This is a genomic window from Paraburkholderia acidipaludis NBRC 101816 (assembly GCF_000684975.1).
Taxonomy (GTDB): domain Bacteria; phylum Pseudomonadota; class Gammaproteobacteria; order Burkholderiales; family Burkholderiaceae; genus Paraburkholderia; species Paraburkholderia acidipaludis.
This window is the reverse complement of sequence record NZ_BAXZ01000005.1, coordinates 124,118-142,533: the sequence shown is the minus strand read 5'-3', so window position 1 is coordinate 142,533 and position 18,416 is coordinate 124,118. Positions and strand designations below refer to the sequence as shown.

Below are 18,416 nucleotides of genomic sequence, written 5' to 3'. Positions count from 1 at the left end.
TCAGGCCTCCAGCGCCGCGCGCGCACACGCCTCGTCGGTCACGAGCCCCGAGAGCCAGCCGCCCTTGAGCGCGGCGATGACGGCCTCGCGCTTGCGCTCGCCGCCTGCGAAGCCGATGGTCGGGCGCTTCGGCGGCGAGTCGAGATGCAGGCTCGTCACGCGCCGCCCCGTTGCCGAATCGACGCGTTTGCCCGAGGCATTGATCGGTAGTCCTAGCATTTCCGCCACGGAGCCCAGCCGCATCAGCTCCCGCACTTCGCTGGCCGTGATGAAGCCGTCCTCGTGCAGCGGGCAGTGCTCGCCGATATTGCCGATCCCCACGAACGCGACATCGGCTTCACGCGAAAGCGATTCGACGATGCGGTAGAGACGGTGATTGCACCATTGCGCGCGCTCGGCTTCGTTGTCGGCGATGAGCGGCGCGGGCAGCAGGAAGTGCTTGCCGCCGGTCTTCTCGGAGATATGGAGCGCGACGTCGTAGCGGTTCGATGAGCCATCCTGAGCAATTGCGCCCACCATCGAGACGAGCCGGTGCTGCGGCCGCTCGAGCTGCGCGATCTGGTCGACGGCGGCCTTGAGCGTGCGGCCGCTGCTCACCGCCACCACCATCGGCCGTTCTTCGTTCAGGTAGCGTTCCATCACCTGCGCGCCGGCCACGGCGAGCTTGCGGTCGATTTCCTCGGGCGTGTCGTTGTCGATGGGCACGATCTCGCAGACCGAGAGGCCATAGCGTTTAGACAGCCGGTCCGCGAGCGCGAGACAGTCGGCAAGCTGGTGATCGACGCGCACGCGAATCAGGTTCTTCTCGACGGCAAACGCCACGAGGCGCTGCGCCACGGGGCGCGAGACCTGCAGCTTTTCCGCGATTTCATTCTGCGTGTTGCCGGCCACGTAGTAGAGCCACGCGGCGCGGGTAGCGAGATCGAGTTTTTCTGTGGACTTGGGCACGGTGTTCTCAGGCGTCGGTGCAGGCGGGCGAATTCCGCCAGGGTCGGGACCGCAAGGGCCGGGCTCAGGCGAGCCGCTCGCGCGAGCGCTCGAACAGCGGCCGCACGTGGCGATAGAGCGCGCGGTAGGACTCCAGCCGCTCGCGCAGCGCCGCGTGCCGCGCCGCATTCGGCGTGTATTCGGCGACCACGGGCGGCTTGGTCAGCACTTCGTCCGGGCTGCCGCCGGCCGCGAGCCACCCAAGCCGCGCCGCGCCGAGCGCCGCGCCCGTTTCGCCGCCGCCGTGCTGGCGCGTGGGCGTGTCGAACGCGTCGGCTACGAGCTGGGCCCAGTATGCGCTGCGCGCGCCGCCGCCGAGCATCGAAAGGGCACCCACCTCGGTGCCCGCCGCCGCGAGCGCGTCGAGGCCGTCGGTGAGCGCGAGGGTCACGCCTTCGAGCACCGCGTAGCCCAGCAGCGCGCGATCGGTCGCGTGCGTCATGCCGAAGAACACGCCCTGCGCATAGGGGTCGTTGTGCGGCGTGCGCTCGCCCGAGAGATAGGGCAGAAAGAGCGGCGCCTCGCCGAGCGTGGCAGGCGAGAGCTTTTCGACTTCGGGAAGCAGCGTGGGCTCGTCCGTGCCGGTCAGCTTGCAGACCCAGCGCAGACAGCTCGCGGCCGAAAGCACGACGCTCATCTGGTGCCAGCGGTCGGGAATCGCGTGGCAGAACGCGTGCACGGCCGATGCGGGATTCGGCCGGAAGCGGTCGCCCACCACGCACAGCACCCCCGAGGTGCCGAGCGAAACGAAGCCGTCGCCGGGCTGCGTCGCGCCGATGCCGATCGCGCTGGTGGCGTTGTCGCCGCCGCCCGCCGCGACGATCACGTCGTCGCGCAGGCCGAATTCGCGCGCCACCGAGGGCAGCAGCGTGCCCGAGGGCGCGCTGCCCTCGGCGAGCGCGGGCATCTGCGCGCGCGTCATGTTGCAGGCGTCGAGAAGCGCGTCGGACCAGTCGCGTTTCGCGACGTCGAGCCAGAGCGTGCCGGCCGCATCGGACGGATCGGACACCTTGCCGCCCGTGAGGCGCAGGCGCAGATAATCCTTCGGCAGCAACACGCAGGCCGTTTCACGGAAGATCTGCGGTTCGTGGCGCGCGACCCAGAGCAGCTTCGGCGCGGTGAAGCCCGGCATGGCCAGATTGCCCGCAATGCGATGCAACTGCGGCGCACGCGCCGTCAGCTCGGCGCATTCGTCCACGGCGCGCATGTCGTTCCAGAGAATCGCGGAGCGCAGCACGTTGTCGTGCTCATCGAGCAGCACGGCGCCATGCATCTGCCCCGAGAGGCCGATGCCGCGCACCTGCGCGAAGTCGGCGGGGTGCTTCTCGCGCAGCGCGGCGAGCGCGCGGCGCGTGCCGTCCCACCAGTCGGCGGGGTTCTGCTCGGCCCAGCGCGCGTGGGGGCGCGAGACGGTGAAGGGCGAGCCGGCGGCGCCGATTACGCGGCCATCGGGCGAAAGCAGCAGAACTTTTACTTCGGAGGTGCCGAGGTCGATGCCGAGATACATGGGCGCGCGTGATGTCGTGGAGAGGGATGCGCTACTTTAGCCGCGCGGGCGCCGCGGCGCCATGCGTGGCGCCCCGATTGCCAGCCGGTATCGAGCCGATATCGAGGCGATGGCCGTGCCATCGCCTCTTCGACGCTTACGGCTCTACGCCACTGCAAAGCCGCGTGCCGCAAGCCAGCCGTCGACGCGCCCGAGGGCGTCGCGCACCGCGCCGCCGAGCGCAGGCGTGCCGGCGAGTTTGCCCCACAGCAGCTTGTCGGCGCAGAACACCGCGAGCGGGTCGTCGGCTTCGAACAGGCGGTGCGTCGCGGCTTCGTCCATCACGCCGTCCTGGTAGCGGTACGGCAGTGTGCCCTCGTGCCAGCGCTGGAGAAAGCGCAGGAAGAGCGCGGGCAGCATGGCCGTGGCGGCGGGTGTCGCGCCCGCCGCGATGCGCTGGGCGAGCGTCGGCGCGATAAAGCCGGGGATCTTCGAAAAGCCGTCGGCGGCCACGCGCTGGTTCGTGTCCTGGATATACGGATTGCTGAAGCGATCGAGCACCACGTCGCGATACTTCGCGAGATCGAGCGGGCTCGGCGTGAGGCACGGGATCACGTCCTCGCTCACGTATTCGTGGGCGAAGGCGCGGATGTCCGCGTCGTTCGTGCCTTCGTGGATGTAGTCGAGGCCGATCAGCGTGCCCGCCCACGCAATGCAGCTGTGCGTGGCGTTGAGGATGCGGATCTTGGCTTCCTCATAGGGCATCACCGATTCCACGAGCTCCGCGCCCGCGCGCTCCCATGCCGGACGTCCCGCGCAGAAGTGATCCTCGATCACCCACTGGATGAACGATTCGCCCATCACGGGGCAGGCGTCGTCGAAGCCGGTTGCCGCCTTCACGCGCTCGCGCACGTCGGGCGTGGGGCGCGGCGTGATGCGATCCACCATCGAGTCGGGGCAGGCCGTGTTCGCATCGAACCAGGCGAGCAGTTCGGTCGCGCCGCGCAGCGCGAGGAATTCGCGCATGCCGGCGTGAAAGCGCTTGCCGTTGCTGCGCAGGTTGTCGCAGGTCTGCAGCGTGACGGGGCCGCCGTTGCGCGCGCGGCGCGCTTCGAGAATGGCCGCGAGGGCGCCGTAGATCGTCGTGCGTGTGCCGTTCAGGTCGGCGGCGAGGTCGGGGTTCGCGGTGTCGAGGCGGTCGTGCTCGTCGAGGTAGTAGCCGCCTTCGGTCACGGTGAACGAGATGATCTTGCAGGCCGGATCGGCGCCCGCTTCGACAAGGCCGGCCAGATCCGCCGACCATGGCAGCACGCGCGTGATCGAGCGGATCGTCTCGTAGCTGCGCTCGCCTTGCGGCGTGACCGTCTCCAGCGTGTAGACGCCCTGCTGCGCGGCGAGGGCGTCGAGCACCGCATTCATATCGGCGCGGATATTGCCGACGGTGAGCGACCACGGCGTTTCGCCGGGCGCGCGCGCGAGGTTCACGCGGTGCAGGTACCACGCCTGATGCGCGCGGTGAAACGAGCCGGCACCGATGTGCAGGATGACGTTGTCGCCGCTGCGTTCGCTGTTCATGTATGTCTCCTTACTGCGGTCCCGTGCGAAGCTGGCCCAGACAAAGCCGGGATGCAGGATTGCGCGCCTCGTGTGCGCGCCTGGGAATGTGCCGGGATCGGCGATTCGTTTGACAGAGCAATTGCTCTTCTAATGAACGAATGATCGTATTGGGTCCGTGGAAAGTCAAGACGGCCGCGCCGGGTTTATGTGGCGCGCTGCGGCGTGTCCGCGCCCGCGCAAGCCCGGCGAGCGTGTGCTCGGCGGGCGGTTGCGCGGTTGCTGTGGCGCACAAGAGCTGAGGAAAGGACGGCCCGGATGTGGGCTGCGATGCGATGTGGCGTGCGGCGGAGCGGCGTTATCAGCCGGCGATGCGTGCCATTGCCGCCAGCGCCTGCGCGGTGGCATCCGCCGCGCAGCAGTCGACGACGACGCGCTCCGGCATCGCGCGCAGCCAGGTGAGCTGGCGCTTGCAAAGCTGGCGCGTGGCGAAAACGCCCTTGTCGCGCAGGGTGGCGTAATCCGTGAGGCCGTCGAGGTATTCCCAGGCCTGGCGGTAACCCACGCAGCGCATGGAAGGCAGATTCGCGTTCAGGTCGCCCCGCGCGCGCAGCGCCTTCACTTCGTCGACAAGGCCCGCTGCCAGCATCGCGTCGAAGCGCTGCGCGATGCGCGCGTGCAGCACGCCGCGATCGGACGGCTCCAGCGCGACGGGCACGAAGCGGTAGCGCGCCGCGTCGTCGGTGGGGGCTGCCGGCGCCGCCAGCAGTGCCGACATCGGCTGGCCCGTCAGCATGAAGATTTCGAGCGCGCGCTGGATGCGCTGCGAGTCGTTCGGCGCGAGGCGTGCCGCCGTCGCCGGATCGACGGCGGCGAGGCGCGCGTGCAGGGCCGGCCAGCCTTCGCGGGCGGCGTCGGCGTCGAGCGCCGCGCGAACCTCGGGGTCGGCGGTGGGCAGGTCGTTCAGGCCTTGTGTGAGCGCACGATAGTAGAGCATCGTGCCGCCCACCAGCAGCGGCACGTTCCCGCGCGCGACGATCTCGCCCGTCACGCGCAGCGCGTCGGCGCGGAAGCTCGCGGCAGAGTAGGCGTCGGCGGGATCGACGATATCGATCAGGTGATGAACTGCCGCCGCGCGCTCTTCGGCCGACGGTTTCGCCGTGCCGATATCCATGTCGCGATAGACGAGCGCCGAATCGATGCTGACGATCTCGACCTCGCGCCCGCGCGCGGCGGAGCGGGCTGCATAGGCGAGCGCGGCGGCCGTCTTGCCCGAGGCCGTGGGGCCGAGCAGGCAGGCAACCGGCAGCGCGCTTTCGCGGGCGTGGCTGTCGGCGCCGGTGTCCGATTGAGGGGTGCCGCTCATTGACCGCGCATGAACAGGCGATCGAGATCGCCGAGCGTCAGCTGGTACCAGGTGGGGCGGCCGTGGTTGCACTGGTCGGCGCGTTCGGTGGCTTCCATCTGGCGCAGGAGCGCGTTCATTTCGTCGAGCGTGAGGCGCCGGTTCGCGCGCACCGCGTGGTGGCAGGCGAGGGTGCCCAGCATCTCGTGCTGGCGCTCGGTCAGCACGCGCGAGCCGCCATAGGCATGCAGATCCGCGAGCACCGCGCGTGCGAGCGCGGGCAGGTCGGCGTCCTTGAGCAGCGCCGGCACGGCGCGGATCGCAATCGAGGTGGGCGAGAGCACGGCGAGGTCGAAGCCCAGCGCCTCCAGCGTCGCCTTTTCTTCCTCGACGGTGCCCGTTTCCACGGGATCGGCGACCATCGAAAGCGGGATCAGAAGCGGCTGCACGGCCAGCGAGCGTTCGGCGAGCGCCTGCTTGAACTGCTCGTAGAGGATGCGTTCGTGCGCGGCATGCATGTCGACGATCACGAGACCGCGCGTGTTTTGCGCGAGCACATAGATGCCGTGGACCTGGCCGAGCGCGAAACCGAGCGGATGGTCGTCGTTCGCGTCGAAGGCGGGCAGTGCCGCGCGCGGCGCGGAATCGGCTGCGCTGTCTTCCGCCTGCAGCAGCGTCGAGCCTTGCGGCGTGCCGGCGCCCACGTCCTTGCGGCCGAAGAGGGCGTCGTAGAGCGCGAGCGGCTGTGCGACGGGCAGCGAGCCCTGGGTCATGCGCGATTGGCGCAGCCAGGTGTTGCCGGAGCCGCCGCCGGTCTTGAAACCGGAGCCGCTGCTTGAGCCCCCCCCTGCGCCGCCGAAGCTGCTGGCCACGCGCGCGGTGCCGAATCCGCCCGAGCCGCCCAGGCCGGTCGAGCCGGGCGCCGTGCCCGAAGCGAGTCCCGCCGACGCACCCAGCACCCCCGCGCCCGGCGCGGGCCGCGGCTCGATCAGCGCGGCATGGCCACCCGAGGTGGTTTCGGGCGACGCGCCGGCCTGCCGCGCGAGCGCGCGCTGCACGGCATGAAACACGAACTGGTGGATCGAGCGCGAGTCGCGAAACCGCACTTCGATTTTCGACGGATGCACGTTCACGTCGACGGCCTCGGGCGGCAGGTCGAGGAACAGCACATACGACGGATAGCGGTCGCCATGCAGCACGTCTTCGTACGCGGCGCGCACGGCATGCGTGAGCAGCTTGTCGCGCACGTAGCGGCCGTTGACGAAGAAGTACTGCTGGTCGGCGCGGTTGCGGCTCGCGGTGGGCAGGCCGGCGCAGCCGTACACGGCGAGCGGCCCGGCGCGCTCGTCGAGCGGCAGGTGCGCGGTGGCGAACGTTTCGCCGAGAATCTTCGAGACGCGCGTGGCCGGATCGCTCGCGTTCCAGTGCTCGACGGCGCGGCCGTTGTGCAGGACCGAGATCGCGACGTCGGGCCGCGCGAGCGCGCTGCGGCGGATCATCTCGAGGCAATGCCCGAGTTCCGTCTGCTCGCTCTTCAGAAACTTGCGGCGCGCGGGCGTGTTGAAGTACAGCTCGCGCACTTCGATGGTCGTGCCCTGGCCGCCCGCGGCCGGCGAGAGCGTGCCGGTGTTCGCGTCGATCTTGATGGCGTGCGCGGCGTCGGCGGGGCGGCTCGTGATCGACATCTCGGCCACCGAAGCGATCGAAGCGAGCGCTTCGCCGCGGAACCCGAGCGTCGCGACGCTTTCGAGCTCGGCGAGCGAGCGGATCTTGCTCGTGGCATGGCGCATCAGCGCGAGCGGCAGTTCGCGCTCGGGAATGCCGCAGCCGTCGTCGGCGATGGAGATGCGCTTGACGCCGCCTTCGTCGAGCAGGATGCGCAGCGTCGTCGCGCCCGCGTCGAGCGCGTTTTCGAGCAGTTCCTTGACGACCGAGGCGGGCCGCTCGACCACTTCGCCCGCGGCGATCTGGCTGATGAGCTGGTCCGGCAGCGGCTGGATCGCGCGCACGGGCTGCATGGCGCGGTGCGCCGCGTCGCCGGCGTGCGCGGACCCGGCAGCGGGAGCAGCCGCGGATTCGTCGGCGGCGGGGCCAGCGGGGCCGGTTGAGTCACCGGTCGGGTCAACCGGACCGGCGGCGTCGGTGGGATCGGAAAACGAGGACATGCGCGCAATTATAGCGATTCGCGCTATGCGGCCCGCGCCGCCATTCACCGATAAGTCTTGAAGTTCGATCCCCGGATTTTCTCGTGACGCTGGGGCACTTTCGGTATGATGGCGCGGTCAATTTGCCTTCTCGCCAATCCGCTCAATAAGGGACACCTTTGGACACGCTGCTGCAGTTCGCCAATCTTGTCTTGCACATCGACAAGTTTCTCGGAGTCTTCATTCAACAGTACGGGGCCTGGGTCTATGCCGTCCTGTTCCTGATCGTATTCTGCGAGACAGGTCTCGTGGTCTTGCCGTTCCTGCCGGGCGATTCGCTGCTCTTCATCGGCGGCGCATTCGCGGCGACGCACGCGATGGACCTGGGCGCGCTGATCGCGCTGATCGTGGTGGCCGCGGTGGCGGGCAACACGGTCAACTACCTGATTGGCCGCGCGATCGGGCCGGCCGTGTTCAATACGCGTATCCCCATGCTCGAACGCTTCCTCGACCGCGCCGCGCTGCAAAAGACCCACGACTTCTACGCGCGCCATGGCGGCAAGACCATCGTGCTCGCCCGCTTCATTCCGGTCGTGCGCACGTTTGCGCCGTTCGTCGCGGGCGTTTCGCAGATGAGCGCGCAGCGCTTCCAGCTCTTCAACATTGTCGGCGCCCTGCTGTGGGTGCTGCTGCTCGTGCTGCTCGGCTACTTCTTCGGCAACATCCCGTTCATTCGCCAGTACCTGAACGTCATCGTGCTCGTGGGCATTGGCGCCGCGATCGTGCCGGTGGTTATCGGCGGGGTGTGGAAGATGGTGCGCAAGGGCGCGCGCGACGAAAGCGTGAGCCGCCCCAACGGCAACCGCTGATCCCGCCGGCGGCCCATGCGGCTGCGTGCGGCTGCAAAAACGGCATCGCCAGCTGGTCTGTCGATGCCGTTTTACTTTGGCGGTCCCGATTGTGTGATCCAGTGCGATCCGGCGTGGTTGCCGCTGCCGCCGTTAGCCGCCCACGCGGCGGATGAGGGCGGGCGTCTCCGGTGTCGGATACCCGGCTGCCCTGAAGGTCTCGACGATCGTGCGGTTCGTGTCGAAGTACACCTGCCAGTAGTTCGCGTTGCTGGTATAGGGCCGCACGCACAGGAGCGGCCCTTCGGGCGTGAACGAGAGCACTTCGACGTCGGGCGCGGGATCCGTGGCCACGTTGGGAATCTTCGCGACGGCTTCGCGCAGGCGCTTCGCCGCATCGAGCGGATCGACGCCGTTGGCGATCTTCGCGGTCAGCTCGACGCGGCGCACGGGCGTGGCGCTGTAGTTCGAGATGGTGTCCGAAAAGATCTTGTTGTTGCCGACGATGTTGACCACGTTGTCGGGCGAGATGATGGTCGTGCCGAAGATGCCGAGTTCCTTCACGGTGCCCGTCACGCCGCCTGCCGTGACGAAGTCGCCCACCTTGAACGGCCGCAGCACCTGCATGAACACGCCCGCCGCGAAGTGCGCGAGCAGGCCGCCCCAGGCCGTGCCGATGGCGAGGCCGAGGCCCGCGAGCAGCGCCGCGAACGAAGTGGTCTGCACGCCGAACACCTGGAGGATCGCGAGAACCAGCAGCAGGTTCAGCACGGCGGAGAGAATCGAGCTGAGGTAGTGCGCGAGCGTGTGGTCGATGCGCTCGTTGCGCGCGAGCACCTTGCGCAGGAGGCCCGCGATCAGGTTGATGGCCCAGCGTCCGACGATCCACAGCACGATCGCCGCAACGACCTTGGTCCCGAAGTCGATACCCCGGGTCATGATGAATGTGCGGATGGTTTCGAGATCCACGATGCCCTCGCTTGAGTCGATGATTGAGTCGGTTTGATTCGAGGAATTCTGCCGATACGACCGGGGGGGGCGAAGCTGGCGGGGCGCAGGATGGCGGTCCGTGCGGCCCGTCCCTCGTTGATCGCGCCTGCCGTTGCGTTTGACGTTGCGTTTATCGCAGCGCTTGACGCCACGCACCGCCACACCTCAAAACCATGGCCAAAGATGCGGCACGCATGGCCATTCGACGGTATCGTTTCGCCTGCGACATTCACGAGACTACGAGGCGCGACCATGATACTGCCGAACATCGATCTGCATTTGGTTACTGTGCAACTGGAAGAATTGCGGCCTACCCAGGTCACCGTCGGCTATCGCGAGGTGGACGCGAAGCGCAAGCACTGGGTAGCGCTCGACAAGAAGAAGCGCACGGCCTCCATCGACTCCCACTGGTTTCCCGCGGTGCTGGGCCCGAAGGGGCGCTATTACGTCGTCGACCACCACCATCTGGGGCTCGCGTGGCTCAAGGAAGGCGTGGAAAGCGCCAGGGTCACGGTGATCAAGGATCTCTCGTGGCTCGAGCCAACGCTTTTCTGGCGCATGATGGAGCATAGCCAGTGGGTGCATCCGTTCGATGCCGCGGGCAACCGATGCGACTACGAGGACCTGCCGAAGCAGCTGACCGGCCTCACCGACGACCCTTACCGGAGCCTCGCGGGCGAATTGCGCGTGGCGGGCGGCTTTGCGAAGGACACGGCGCCGTTCAGCGAATTTCTGTGGGCCGACTATCTGCGCCTGAAGATACCGGCCTCGCTCGTGCGCAAGGACTTCGATGCGGCGCTGGCGGACGCGCTGGCGCATGCGCACGATCAGGATGCGCGTTTCCTGCCGGGCTGGTCGGGCGTCGTGCCCGCGGCCAACGGCGCCGTCGCGCAGAAGACGCCGGGCAAGAGCAGGAAGGCGTAAAACGAGGCGCAAAGCCGCGCTGCGCGCAAAGAGGCCGCCGCGCTCGGTTCGCGGCTCGCCGCGCGTCACATCGGCAGCGTGGATTGGCTGTAGGGCGAGGTTTCGATCGTGAGCGGGCCGCGCTGCGCCGTCCGGCGCGCCGCGTGCCGGCGGGCGATGCGCGCGGCGCTCAGCGCCAGCACGGCGGCGAGCGCATAGGCGGCCGCGCGCCAGGGAAAGGCCGCGCGCGGGTCGTACTGGCGCCAGATGCCGCCTGCGTCGGCGAACACGAGGAAGGTGAGGGCGGCGTCGAACGCGAGGGCGGTTGCCAGCAGCGCGAGGAAGAGTCCCGTGCCGTGCGCGGCGAGGCCGGGCCGCAGCCGCCGCGCGATCCAGCAGGCGGCATGGACGAGGGCGAGCACGACGAGATTCGAGAGCAGGCAGTCGATGAAGTCGATGAAGTGGCTCATGACAGGTTCGGGCGATGCGGTAGGCGGCCCGGATCATGGCATGCCCGCGTGTCTCGATAAATCGCGCGCGCGGCGCTCAGCGTGCCGCATTCCCCCGGCGCGGGCCGCTGCGCGAGATGCGGCGCGGCTTGCGAGGATTTGTGAAGGATTGTCAGGCCGACGCGAACTGTTGCGTGGACGTCGAATGCACGCGAAGCGCCGCGTTCGTCCGCTCAGCGCGCGTCGGGCGCCGGCATTGCCGGCGGCGTGCCGTTCGTCAGGTAGTGGCTCAGCCACTGCCCCGCCGGGCCCAGGGCCGTATCGGTGCGGTGGATCAGCGAGCTGTTGTAGTTCACCGAGCGGCGATCCGCGAGGACGACGCGCGCGAGCCGCCCGGCGTCGAGATCGGCCTGCACGAGGTGCAGCGGCATCGACCCCCAGCCCAGGCCCGCGAGCAGCAGGCGATGCTTCGCGCCCAGATCGCCCAGCTTCCATGCGCGGTTGCTGTAGACGCCGAAGTTCTGCCCTTCGGTCAGGCGGCTGCGGTCGGTGAGCACGAGCTGCGTGTGCTCGCGCGCGTCGGAAATGCGCACGGGCTGGCTCGCCGCAGCGAGCGGATGGCAGGGCGCCGCGACGAGCACGAGCTCGACCGTGCCGATCAGCTGCGCCTCGATGACATGCGGCCAGTTCTGGTTCGGCCCGCTGATGCCGAGCGCGCAGTCGCCGTCCAGCACGAGCTTGAGCACGCCGCCGAGCGCCTCCATGGTGAGATTGAGCGCGACCGTGGGAAAGGCCATGGCGAACGCCTGCAAGGCTTCGACGAGGCGCTCCGAGGGGAACATCACGTCCACGGCGAGCGAAACCTCGCCTTCGAGGCCGCGCTGCAGCCCGGCCGCCTTGGCGTTGAGCTGGCCCATCAGCAGATCGAGGCGGCGCGCGTCGGCGAGGATGGCCCGGCCCGCCGCGGTCAGCTCCGGCTTGCGCTTGCCGCGCTCGAACAGCGCGACGCCCAGAAGCGCCTCCAGATTGGCTATCGTATAACTAACCACCGACTGCGCGCGGTCGAGCTGCCGCGCCGCCGCGGAGAAGCTGCCGGCTTCGGCGACGGCAATCAATGCGCGCAATTGTTCGAGGCTCGGCGAGCGGTCCATGGTCGACCTATCGAAAAAATGGATGATAACGATCCATTTTAGGCGATTGTTTGCATAGGTTTCGCCCGGTAGAGTGCGCATCTCCTACAGACCGGATTCCGCCGTACGATGAACCGACCCGCTTCCCCTGCACGCCGCTATAGCGGTATCGCGATGCTGCTGCACTGGCTGATTGCCGCGCTGATCGTGTGGGGCTTCGCGCTCGGCTGGGTCATGACCGACATTCCGGGGATCACGCCCACCAAGCTGCGCTACTTCTCGTGGCACAAGTGGATCGGCGTGACCGTGCTCGCGCTCGTTCTCGTGCGCGTGCTCTGGCGCGCCACCCATGCCGCGCCGGCGCTGCCCGCCTCCACGCCTGCCTGGGAGCGCGGGGCCGCGCATGCGGGCCATGCCGTGCTCTACGTGCTGATGCTCGCGATTCCGGTGACGGGCTATCTCTACAGCTCGGCGGCGGGTATTCAGGTGGTCTATCTCGGCATCTGGCCGCTGCCCACGCTGATCGGTCCCGACGACGCGCTCAAGCACGTCCTGCGCGCCGTTCACGTGACGCTCAACTACACGCTGCTCGCCGTCGTGGTGCTGCACGTGCTCGCGGTCGTCAAGCATCAGCTGTTCGACCGGCAGAATATCCTTGCGCGCATGCTGCCGTTCGGCACGCCGCGCGACTGAACCCAACGCTACTCAACATCTAACCGACCGCCATGATCCAGCGACTCGTTCGTACCGTCTCCGTTGCCGCCTCGATTGCCGCCTCGATTGCCGCGCTCGCCGCGGGCGCGAGCTTTAGCGCGAACGCAGATGCCGCAGCCGAAAGCGCATCGAGCACCGTGACCGCCGTCTTCAAGCAGATGAACGTTCCGGTGGAAGGGCGCTTCAACAAGTTCAGCGCCGACGTGCGTTTCGACCCGGCCAACGTCAGCGCGGCGAGCGCGAAGATCGACGTGGATGTCGCGAGCTTCGACATCGGCGCGCCCGAGTACAACAAGGAAGTGGCCGGCGACGAATGGTTCGACGCCGCGCACTTCCCGCACGCGACCTTCGTTTCCACGCAGATCAAGGCGGGCGCGAACGGTGCTTACTCGGTCGCGGGCAAGCTGACGATCAAGGGCAAGACCACGGACGTCGTCGTGCCCGTGCAGTTCCACAAGGACGGCGCGAACGAGGTGTTCGACGGCGCGCTGCCCATCAAGCGTCTTGCGTACGGCATCGGCACGGGCGAATGGAAGGACACGTCCGTGGTCGCCGACGACGTGCAGATCAAGTTTCATATCGTGGCCGCCGCGCATTGAGGCGTCCGCCGTTCGTCGCCAGTTTTTAGCCGCCTGCTTTTAGCCCAATCTCCGGCGCGTTTTGCGCCGATTCTTTCCCTGCCAGGATCCAGAAAACCATGAAGACCACGCTCATCGCGGCAGCCGCGCTTGCCGCTGCTCTCGCTACGCCCGCATTCGCCGCCGCGACCACCTATAACCTCGATCCGACGCATACCTATCCGAGCTTCGAAGCCGATCATTTCGGCGGCGTTTCGGTGTGGCGCGGCAAGTTCACGAAGACGACCGGCACCGTCGTGCTCGACCGCGAGGCGAAGACCGGCACGGTGGACGTGACCATCGACGCCTCGTCGATCGACACCGGCGACGCGGCGCTCGACAAGCACGTGCGCTCGGCCGAGTTCCTCAACACAGACCAGTTCCCGACGGCGACGTACAAGGGCACCTCGATCCGCTTCGACGGCGACAAGCCGGTGGAAGTGATCGGCACGTTCACGCTGCATGGCGTGACGAAGCCGCTGAACCTGACGATCGATTCGTTCAAGTGCTTCCAGAACCCGATGCTCAAGCGCGAAGTGTGCGGCGCCGACGCGAAGGCCGAGTTCAACCGCGCCGACTACGGCGTGAACTGGGGCGAGACCTACGGCTTCAAGATGGCGACGACGCTGCAGATCCAGGTGGAAGGCGTCAAGGCGGACTGATCGCCGGCGCCGCCGGGCGAGTTGGCTCCGGCGGCGTTCCGATGGCGGTTCGATGCGGGCCCGTGCACGTGAGGTGCACGGGCTTTTTTTCGTCCAGGCTTTGTCCGGTTACCGCACGGTTCGTGCGCGCGGCGCCTGACAAAAGTGCCAGCGAGCGCTCAACAAAAGTGCCAGTGAATCTGAATTTTGTATAGGGACGCCCCAACGCTCCTCGAATATCGTACTCCCCAGACAAGCTACGTCCGGCGCTGGAGCCCTCGGGCCCGGCGCCGGCGTCGATACATCCACTGGAGAAGAGGTTGATGAGGAAAGTCCCGCTCAAGATCGCAATCGCTGAGCATCCGCATACGTCGGCCATTCGCAATGGCAGCATCCCCATCGAGGGGGTGGACGCCGAGTTCATTACCGTCCAGCCGCAGATCGGCGCGTTTCGCCGCATGGTGCGCGATGTCGAGTTCGACGTCTGCGAACTGGCGCCGACGACCTACATCATCGCGCGCGCCTACGGGGCGCCATTCGTCGCACTGCCGATCTTCGTGGTGCGGCGTTTTCACCATGGCGGGCTGCTGATCCGCCCGGACGCGGGCATCAAGACGCCCAAGGACCTCGAAGGCAAGAAGGTGGGCGTGCGCGCCTATTCGGTCACGACGGGCGTGTGGACGCGCCAGGTGCTGATCGACGAATTCGGGCTCGATTCGTCGAAGGTGACCTGGGTGGTCGACGACGAGGAGCACGTTACCCAGCTCAAGCTGCCGGCCAACGTGGTTCACGCGCCGCAGGGCAGCTCGCTCGCGGAAATGATGGCGAGCGGCGAATTGTCGGCGGGTTTCGCCGCCGCCGCGGGCATTGGCCGCACCGGCGCGCCCACGGGCGGCTGGAAGGAAGTGGAAGCCGATTATCCCGACCTGCTGCCCAACGCGGCCGAACTGGAGGCCGACTACTACGCGCGCACCGGCGTGTACCCGATGCACGGGACCATTGTCGTGAAGGATTCGGTGCTTGCCGAACATCCGTGGATCGCGAAGTCGATCTACGACGCGTTCGCGCAAGCCAAGAAGGAATGGCTGGCCCGTCTCGACGCGGGAGAAGCCACGAGCGCCGGCGACAAGAAATACCTGGAACTCCGCAAGATCGTCGGCCACGATCCGCTGCCGTATGGCCTGCAGGAGAACCTCAAGACGATCGAGGCGCTGGAAGCCACGGCGTTCAAGCAGGGCCTCACGCCGCGCCGCATGTCGACTGGCGAGCTGTTCGTCGATCCGCTGGCGCGCTGATCGGAAGGAGACACCATGATTATCGATTGCCACGGCCATTTCACGACCGTTCCCGCTTCGTTTCGCGACTGGCGTGCGAAGCAGGTTGCCTGCGCCAACGACCCGGTCAACGCGCCGTCGCGCGAGGGCGCCTGGGTGAGCGACGACCAGATCCGCGAAGCCATCGGCAACGGGCAGCTCAAGCTGCAGCGCGAGCGCGGCAGCGACCTCACGCTCTTTTCGCCGATTGCCGGCCTGATGAGCCACCATCTGGGTAACGAGCGCACGAGCCTGGAGTGGGCCGAAATTTCGAACGACCTCGTGTATCGCGTCACGGAACTCTTTCCGGAGAACTTCGCGCCGGTCTGCCAGTTGCCGCAATCGCCGGGCGCGGCGCCTGCGAACAGCATTGCCGAGTTGCGCCGCTGCGTGGAGCAACTGGGCTTCGTGGGCTGCAACCTCAATCCCGACCCGACCGGCGGTTACTGGACCGGCAAGCCGATGACCGATCGCGAGTGGTATCCGCTCTACGAAGCCCTCGTCGATCTGGACGTGCCGGCAATGATCCACGTGGCGGCCTCGTGCAACCCGTGCTTTCACGGCACCGGCGCTCACTATCTGAATGCCGATACCTCCGTGTTCATGCAGATCCTGCAATCGGACCTGTTCAAGGATTTCCCGACATTGCGCCTCGTGATTCCGCATGGCGGCGGCGCCGTGCCCTATCACTGGGGCCGCTATCGCGGCATGTCGCTCGAAATGCGCGAGCGCCCGCTGGAAGGACTGCTGAACAATATCTTCTTCGACTCGTGCGTGTATCACCAGCCGGGCGTCGAGCTGCTGACCAAGGTCATTCCCGCCGACAACGTGCTGTTCGGCTCGGAAATGATCGGCGCGGTGCGCGGCAAGGATCCGAAGACGGGCTATTACTTCGACGACACGAAGCGCTATATCGACGCCTGCCCCGCGCTGACCGACGAGGACCGCTACAAGATCTACGAAGGCAACGCGCGGCGGGTCTATCCGCGACTCGATGCGCGCCTGAAGGCGCGCGGCAACTAAAGACCGGCGCGAGCCGCATGCAATCAGAGAAGGACAGAGGCACGCATGGCTTCTTCAATCGTCGATATTCACCCGCACATCATTTCGGATGACGAACTCCGTTATCCGCCGGCGCCGCTGTTCGGCAAGCGTTCCGAGTGGTCGAAGGAGCGTCCGACCACGGTCGAGACGCTGATCGCGGCCATGGACGAAGCGGGCGTCGCCAAGGCGGCCGTGGTCCATTCGTCGACCACCTATGGCTTCGACAACAGCTACGTCGTGGATGGCTGCAATCAGTACAAGGACCGGCTCGTGGCCGTCGGCTCCGTGGACATGCTGGCCGACAACGTTCCGGCGGTGATCAAGGGCTGGGCCGACAAGGGCCTCGCGGGCCTGCGCATTTTCACCGGCGGGTCGACGAAGGACTTCGATCCGAGCGAGCTCGACAACCCGAAGTCGTTCAAGGCGTGGGAGATGTTGGCGGAACTCGGGCTGCCCATGTGCATCCAGACCGGCCCGATCGGCTTGCCCCAGGTGCGCATGCTGGCCGAGAAGTTTCCCACCGTGAACATTGTCCTCGACCACCTCGGCCGCCCAGACGTGCTCGACGGCCCGCCCTACGCCCATGCAGCCGGTCTGTTCGCGCTGGCCGACCTGCCGAATATTTATCTGAAGCTCACGCCGCGCATTTTCGGCGACGCGACGAAGGAAAAGGCCAGCGCCGAGACGTTCTTTCCGCGCGTGGTCGAAACTTTCGGTGCGAAGCGCATGGCGTGGGGCTCGAATTTCCCGACGTCTCCAGGGACGCTCGGCGACATTCTCGCCACGGCTCAGGCAGGTCTGCAGAGCCTCGGCGACGAAGACCGCGAGTGGATTTTCGGCAGGACAGCGAAGCAGCTTTACCCGGCACTCGCCTGAGGTTGCATCGCGGCGGAGCAGTCCACCCAGGGCGCGAGCGCGTCTTGGGTGACCAGGCAACAGAGTGGTTCGAACCAGAAAGAAGAAGCAAATGGAGACAGGCAAATCACAACGACGCGGGAACGTGGGCCATTGGAGCATTCTCGCGCTCCTTGCCATCGGGGTGCTGATTTCCTTCATCGATCGCACCAGCATTTCCTCGACGCTGGCGGACGCGGATTTCATCCGGCATTTTGCGTTGACGGATATCGACCGCGGCTGGATCAACGCGGCTTTCTTCTGGTCGTATGGCGTGTTCCAGGTGCCCATGGGCTGGGTGGCGGACCGCTATGGCGTGAAATGGCCCTACGCAATCTGCTTCGTGCTCTGGTGTATTGCGACCACGCTCATGGGAGCCGTCACCGCACTCGAAAGTATCGTCGTCCTGCGCCTCGTGATCGGCATGGCCGAAGCGATCGTGATTCCCGCGAGCTATCGCTGGATCCGCAACAACTTCGACGAAAGCCGCAATGGTCTCGCTGTCGGCCTGCTGGCCATGGGCAACAAGTTCGGTCCGGCGATTGGCGCGCCGGTTGCGGCCTGGTTCATCGTCCACTATTCGTGGAAGGTCATGTTCGTCGCCACGGGCCTCGTCGGGCTGACCTGGCTGTTGCCGTGGCTGCTGCTGGTTCGCAACGACCTGCCTTCGAAAGCCGGGCTGAAGCAAGCCGATCGCAGCGCGCGCTCGGTGACGCTCGCGAGCATCCTGGCGAGCCCGGTGGTCTGGGGCGGCATGATCACGAACTTCTGCTACGGCTATTTCACGTTCTACTGCATGACCTGGATGCCCGCCTATCTGGTCGAACGGCGCGGCCTCTCGATCGGCGAATCGGGCATCTACACCTTTTTCAGCTTCGCCGGCATTGCCATCGTCGCGGCGGTGGCGGGGTGGGCGGCGGACCGGGTCATCGCCGCGGGACGCAACCCGATCCGCGTGCGCAAGGCGTTCACCATCGCCGGTTTCGTGGGCGGGTGCACGGTGCTGTTCGGCGCCTACGCGAACTCGCTCGACGCGGCGCTGTTCTGGAACGTGCTCTCGCTCTCGCTGCTCGGCCTGACCACGGCGAACAACCTCGTGCTGTCGCGCCTCACCTTGATCCCGAAGCAGGCCATCGGTCTCGTCACCGGCGTGCAGCAGGTCGCCACGAGTCTTGCGGGCGGTGTGGCGGCGAGCCTCTCGGGCTGGCTGCTCCATCTGGGCGGTAGCTACGACCTGCCGATGAGGGTGATCCTCGTCTTTCTGCTGATTGGCGCCACGGCGACGGCGGTGCTGTTCCGCCCCGAATGGGCGCCGAGGGTCAGCGACGCGCACGGCCCGCTCAAGCAGGCCTAGACG

At 67.1% G+C, this 18,416-nt stretch carries 17 protein-coding genes; 9 read left to right on the top strand and 8 right to left on the bottom strand.

All coding sequences use genetic code 11. The features are described from left to right. The 5 genes from BAC01S_RS07670 to mutL form a co-directional block, all read right to left on the bottom strand. A complete protein-coding gene (locus BAC01S_RS07670) occupies positions 1 to 948 on the bottom strand; it encodes a sugar-binding transcriptional regulator (RefSeq protein ID WP_027794231.1) in 948 nt (315 codons plus the stop codon). A 64-nt stretch (positions 949 to 1,012) separates the two neighbouring features. Then, positions 1,013 to 2,494: a xylulokinase gene (gene xylB, locus BAC01S_RS07665; RefSeq protein WP_027794230.1), complete on the bottom strand. Its 1,482-nt coding sequence runs from the start codon at positions 2,492 to 2,494 to the stop codon at positions 1,013 to 1,015. A gap of 144 nt (positions 2,495 to 2,638) precedes the next feature. Next, on the bottom strand, positions 2,639 to 4,048 hold the full coding sequence (gene dalD, locus BAC01S_RS07660) for a D-arabinitol 4-dehydrogenase (protein ID WP_027794229.1): 1,410 nt from the start codon (positions 4,046 to 4,048) through the stop codon (positions 2,639 to 2,641). A gap of 340 nt (positions 4,049 to 4,388) precedes the next feature. Next, on the bottom strand, positions 4,389 to 5,393 hold the full coding sequence (gene miaA / locus BAC01S_RS07655) for a tRNA (adenosine(37)-N6)-dimethylallyltransferase MiaA (protein WP_043201562.1): 1,005 nt from the start codon (positions 5,391 to 5,393) through the stop codon (positions 4,389 to 4,391). Next, a complete protein-coding gene (gene mutL, locus BAC01S_RS30615; RefSeq protein ID WP_043201621.1) occupies positions 5,390 to 7,390 on the bottom strand; it encodes a DNA mismatch repair endonuclease MutL in 2,001 nt (666 codons plus the stop codon). The genes miaA and mutL overlap by 4 nt, the downstream gene beginning before the upstream one ends. Before the next feature lie 305 nt (positions 7,391 to 7,695). On the opposite strand from mutL, the gene BAC01S_RS07645 reads away from it, so the two are divergent. Further along, complete coding sequence (locus BAC01S_RS07645; protein ID WP_027794227.1) at positions 7,696 to 8,385, top strand: DedA family protein; 690 nt, start codon at positions 7,696 to 7,698, stop codon at positions 8,383 to 8,385. Positions 8,386 to 8,517: 132 nt separating this feature from the next. On the opposite strand, the gene BAC01S_RS07640 is transcribed toward BAC01S_RS07645, so the two are convergent. Beyond that, positions 8,518 to 9,333: a mechanosensitive ion channel family protein gene (locus tag BAC01S_RS07640; RefSeq protein WP_027794226.1), complete on the bottom strand. Its 816-nt coding sequence runs from the start codon at positions 9,331 to 9,333 to the stop codon at positions 8,518 to 8,520. Positions 9,334 to 9,606: 273 nt separating this feature from the next. Here BAC01S_RS07640 and BAC01S_RS30610 point away from each other — a divergent pair, with 273 nt between their 5' ends. Then, positions 9,607 to 10,278, top strand: coding sequence for a ParB-like protein (locus tag BAC01S_RS30610; RefSeq protein ID WP_043201559.1), 672 nt, complete (start codon positions 9,607 to 9,609; stop codon positions 10,276 to 10,278). Positions 10,279 to 10,343: 65 nt separating this feature from the next. On the opposite strand, the gene BAC01S_RS07630 is transcribed toward BAC01S_RS30610, so the two are convergent. Together BAC01S_RS07630 and BAC01S_RS07625 are read right to left on the bottom strand one after the other, a co-directional pair. Further along, positions 10,344 to 10,727 (bottom strand): hypothetical protein, encoded by a 384-nt coding sequence (locus BAC01S_RS07630; protein ID WP_027794225.1) that lies wholly within the window; start codon positions 10,725 to 10,727, stop codon positions 10,344 to 10,346. A 212-nt stretch (positions 10,728 to 10,939) separates the two neighbouring features. After that, positions 10,940 to 11,857, bottom strand: coding sequence for a LysR family transcriptional regulator (locus BAC01S_RS07625; protein WP_027794224.1), 918 nt, complete (start codon positions 11,855 to 11,857; stop codon positions 10,940 to 10,942). A 108-nt stretch (positions 11,858 to 11,965) separates the two neighbouring features. On the opposite strand from BAC01S_RS07625, the gene BAC01S_RS07620 reads away from it, so the two are divergent. The 7 genes from BAC01S_RS07620 (at position 11,966) to BAC01S_RS07590 (ending at position 18,413) form a co-directional block, all read left to right on the top strand. Further along, a complete protein-coding gene (locus BAC01S_RS07620) occupies positions 11,966 to 12,529 on the top strand; it encodes a cytochrome b (protein ID WP_027794223.1) in 564 nt (187 codons plus the stop codon). A gap of 32 nt (positions 12,530 to 12,561) precedes the next feature. After that, complete coding sequence (locus BAC01S_RS07615; RefSeq protein WP_043201556.1) at positions 12,562 to 13,149, top strand: YceI family protein; 588 nt, start codon at positions 12,562 to 12,564, stop codon at positions 13,147 to 13,149. A gap of 98 nt (positions 13,150 to 13,247) precedes the next feature. After that, complete coding sequence (locus BAC01S_RS07610) at positions 13,248 to 13,829, top strand: YceI family protein (RefSeq protein WP_027794221.1); 582 nt, start codon at positions 13,248 to 13,250, stop codon at positions 13,827 to 13,829. Between the two features lie 299 nt (positions 13,830 to 14,128). After that, positions 14,129 to 15,103, top strand: coding sequence for an ABC transporter substrate-binding protein (locus BAC01S_RS07605; RefSeq protein ID WP_027794220.1), 975 nt, complete (start codon positions 14,129 to 14,131; stop codon positions 15,101 to 15,103). A gap of 15 nt (positions 15,104 to 15,118) precedes the next feature. Then, the gene (locus tag BAC01S_RS07600) at positions 15,119 to 16,144 is read left to right on the top strand and encodes an amidohydrolase family protein (protein WP_027794219.1); all 1,026 of its coding nucleotides are present in this window, start codon (positions 15,119 to 15,121) and stop codon (positions 16,142 to 16,144) included. Between the two features lie 45 nt (positions 16,145 to 16,189). Then, positions 16,190 to 17,041 carry an amidohydrolase family protein gene (locus BAC01S_RS07595; protein WP_027794218.1) on the top strand — a complete coding sequence of 284 codons (852 nt, stop codon included), beginning with the start codon at positions 16,190 to 16,192 and terminating at the stop codon, positions 17,039 to 17,041. A 91-nt stretch (positions 17,042 to 17,132) separates the two neighbouring features. Next, positions 17,133 to 18,413, top strand: coding sequence for an MFS transporter (locus BAC01S_RS07590; protein WP_027794217.1), 1,281 nt, complete (start codon positions 17,133 to 17,135; stop codon positions 18,411 to 18,413). Positions 18,414 to 18,416: the final 3 nt, after the last annotated feature.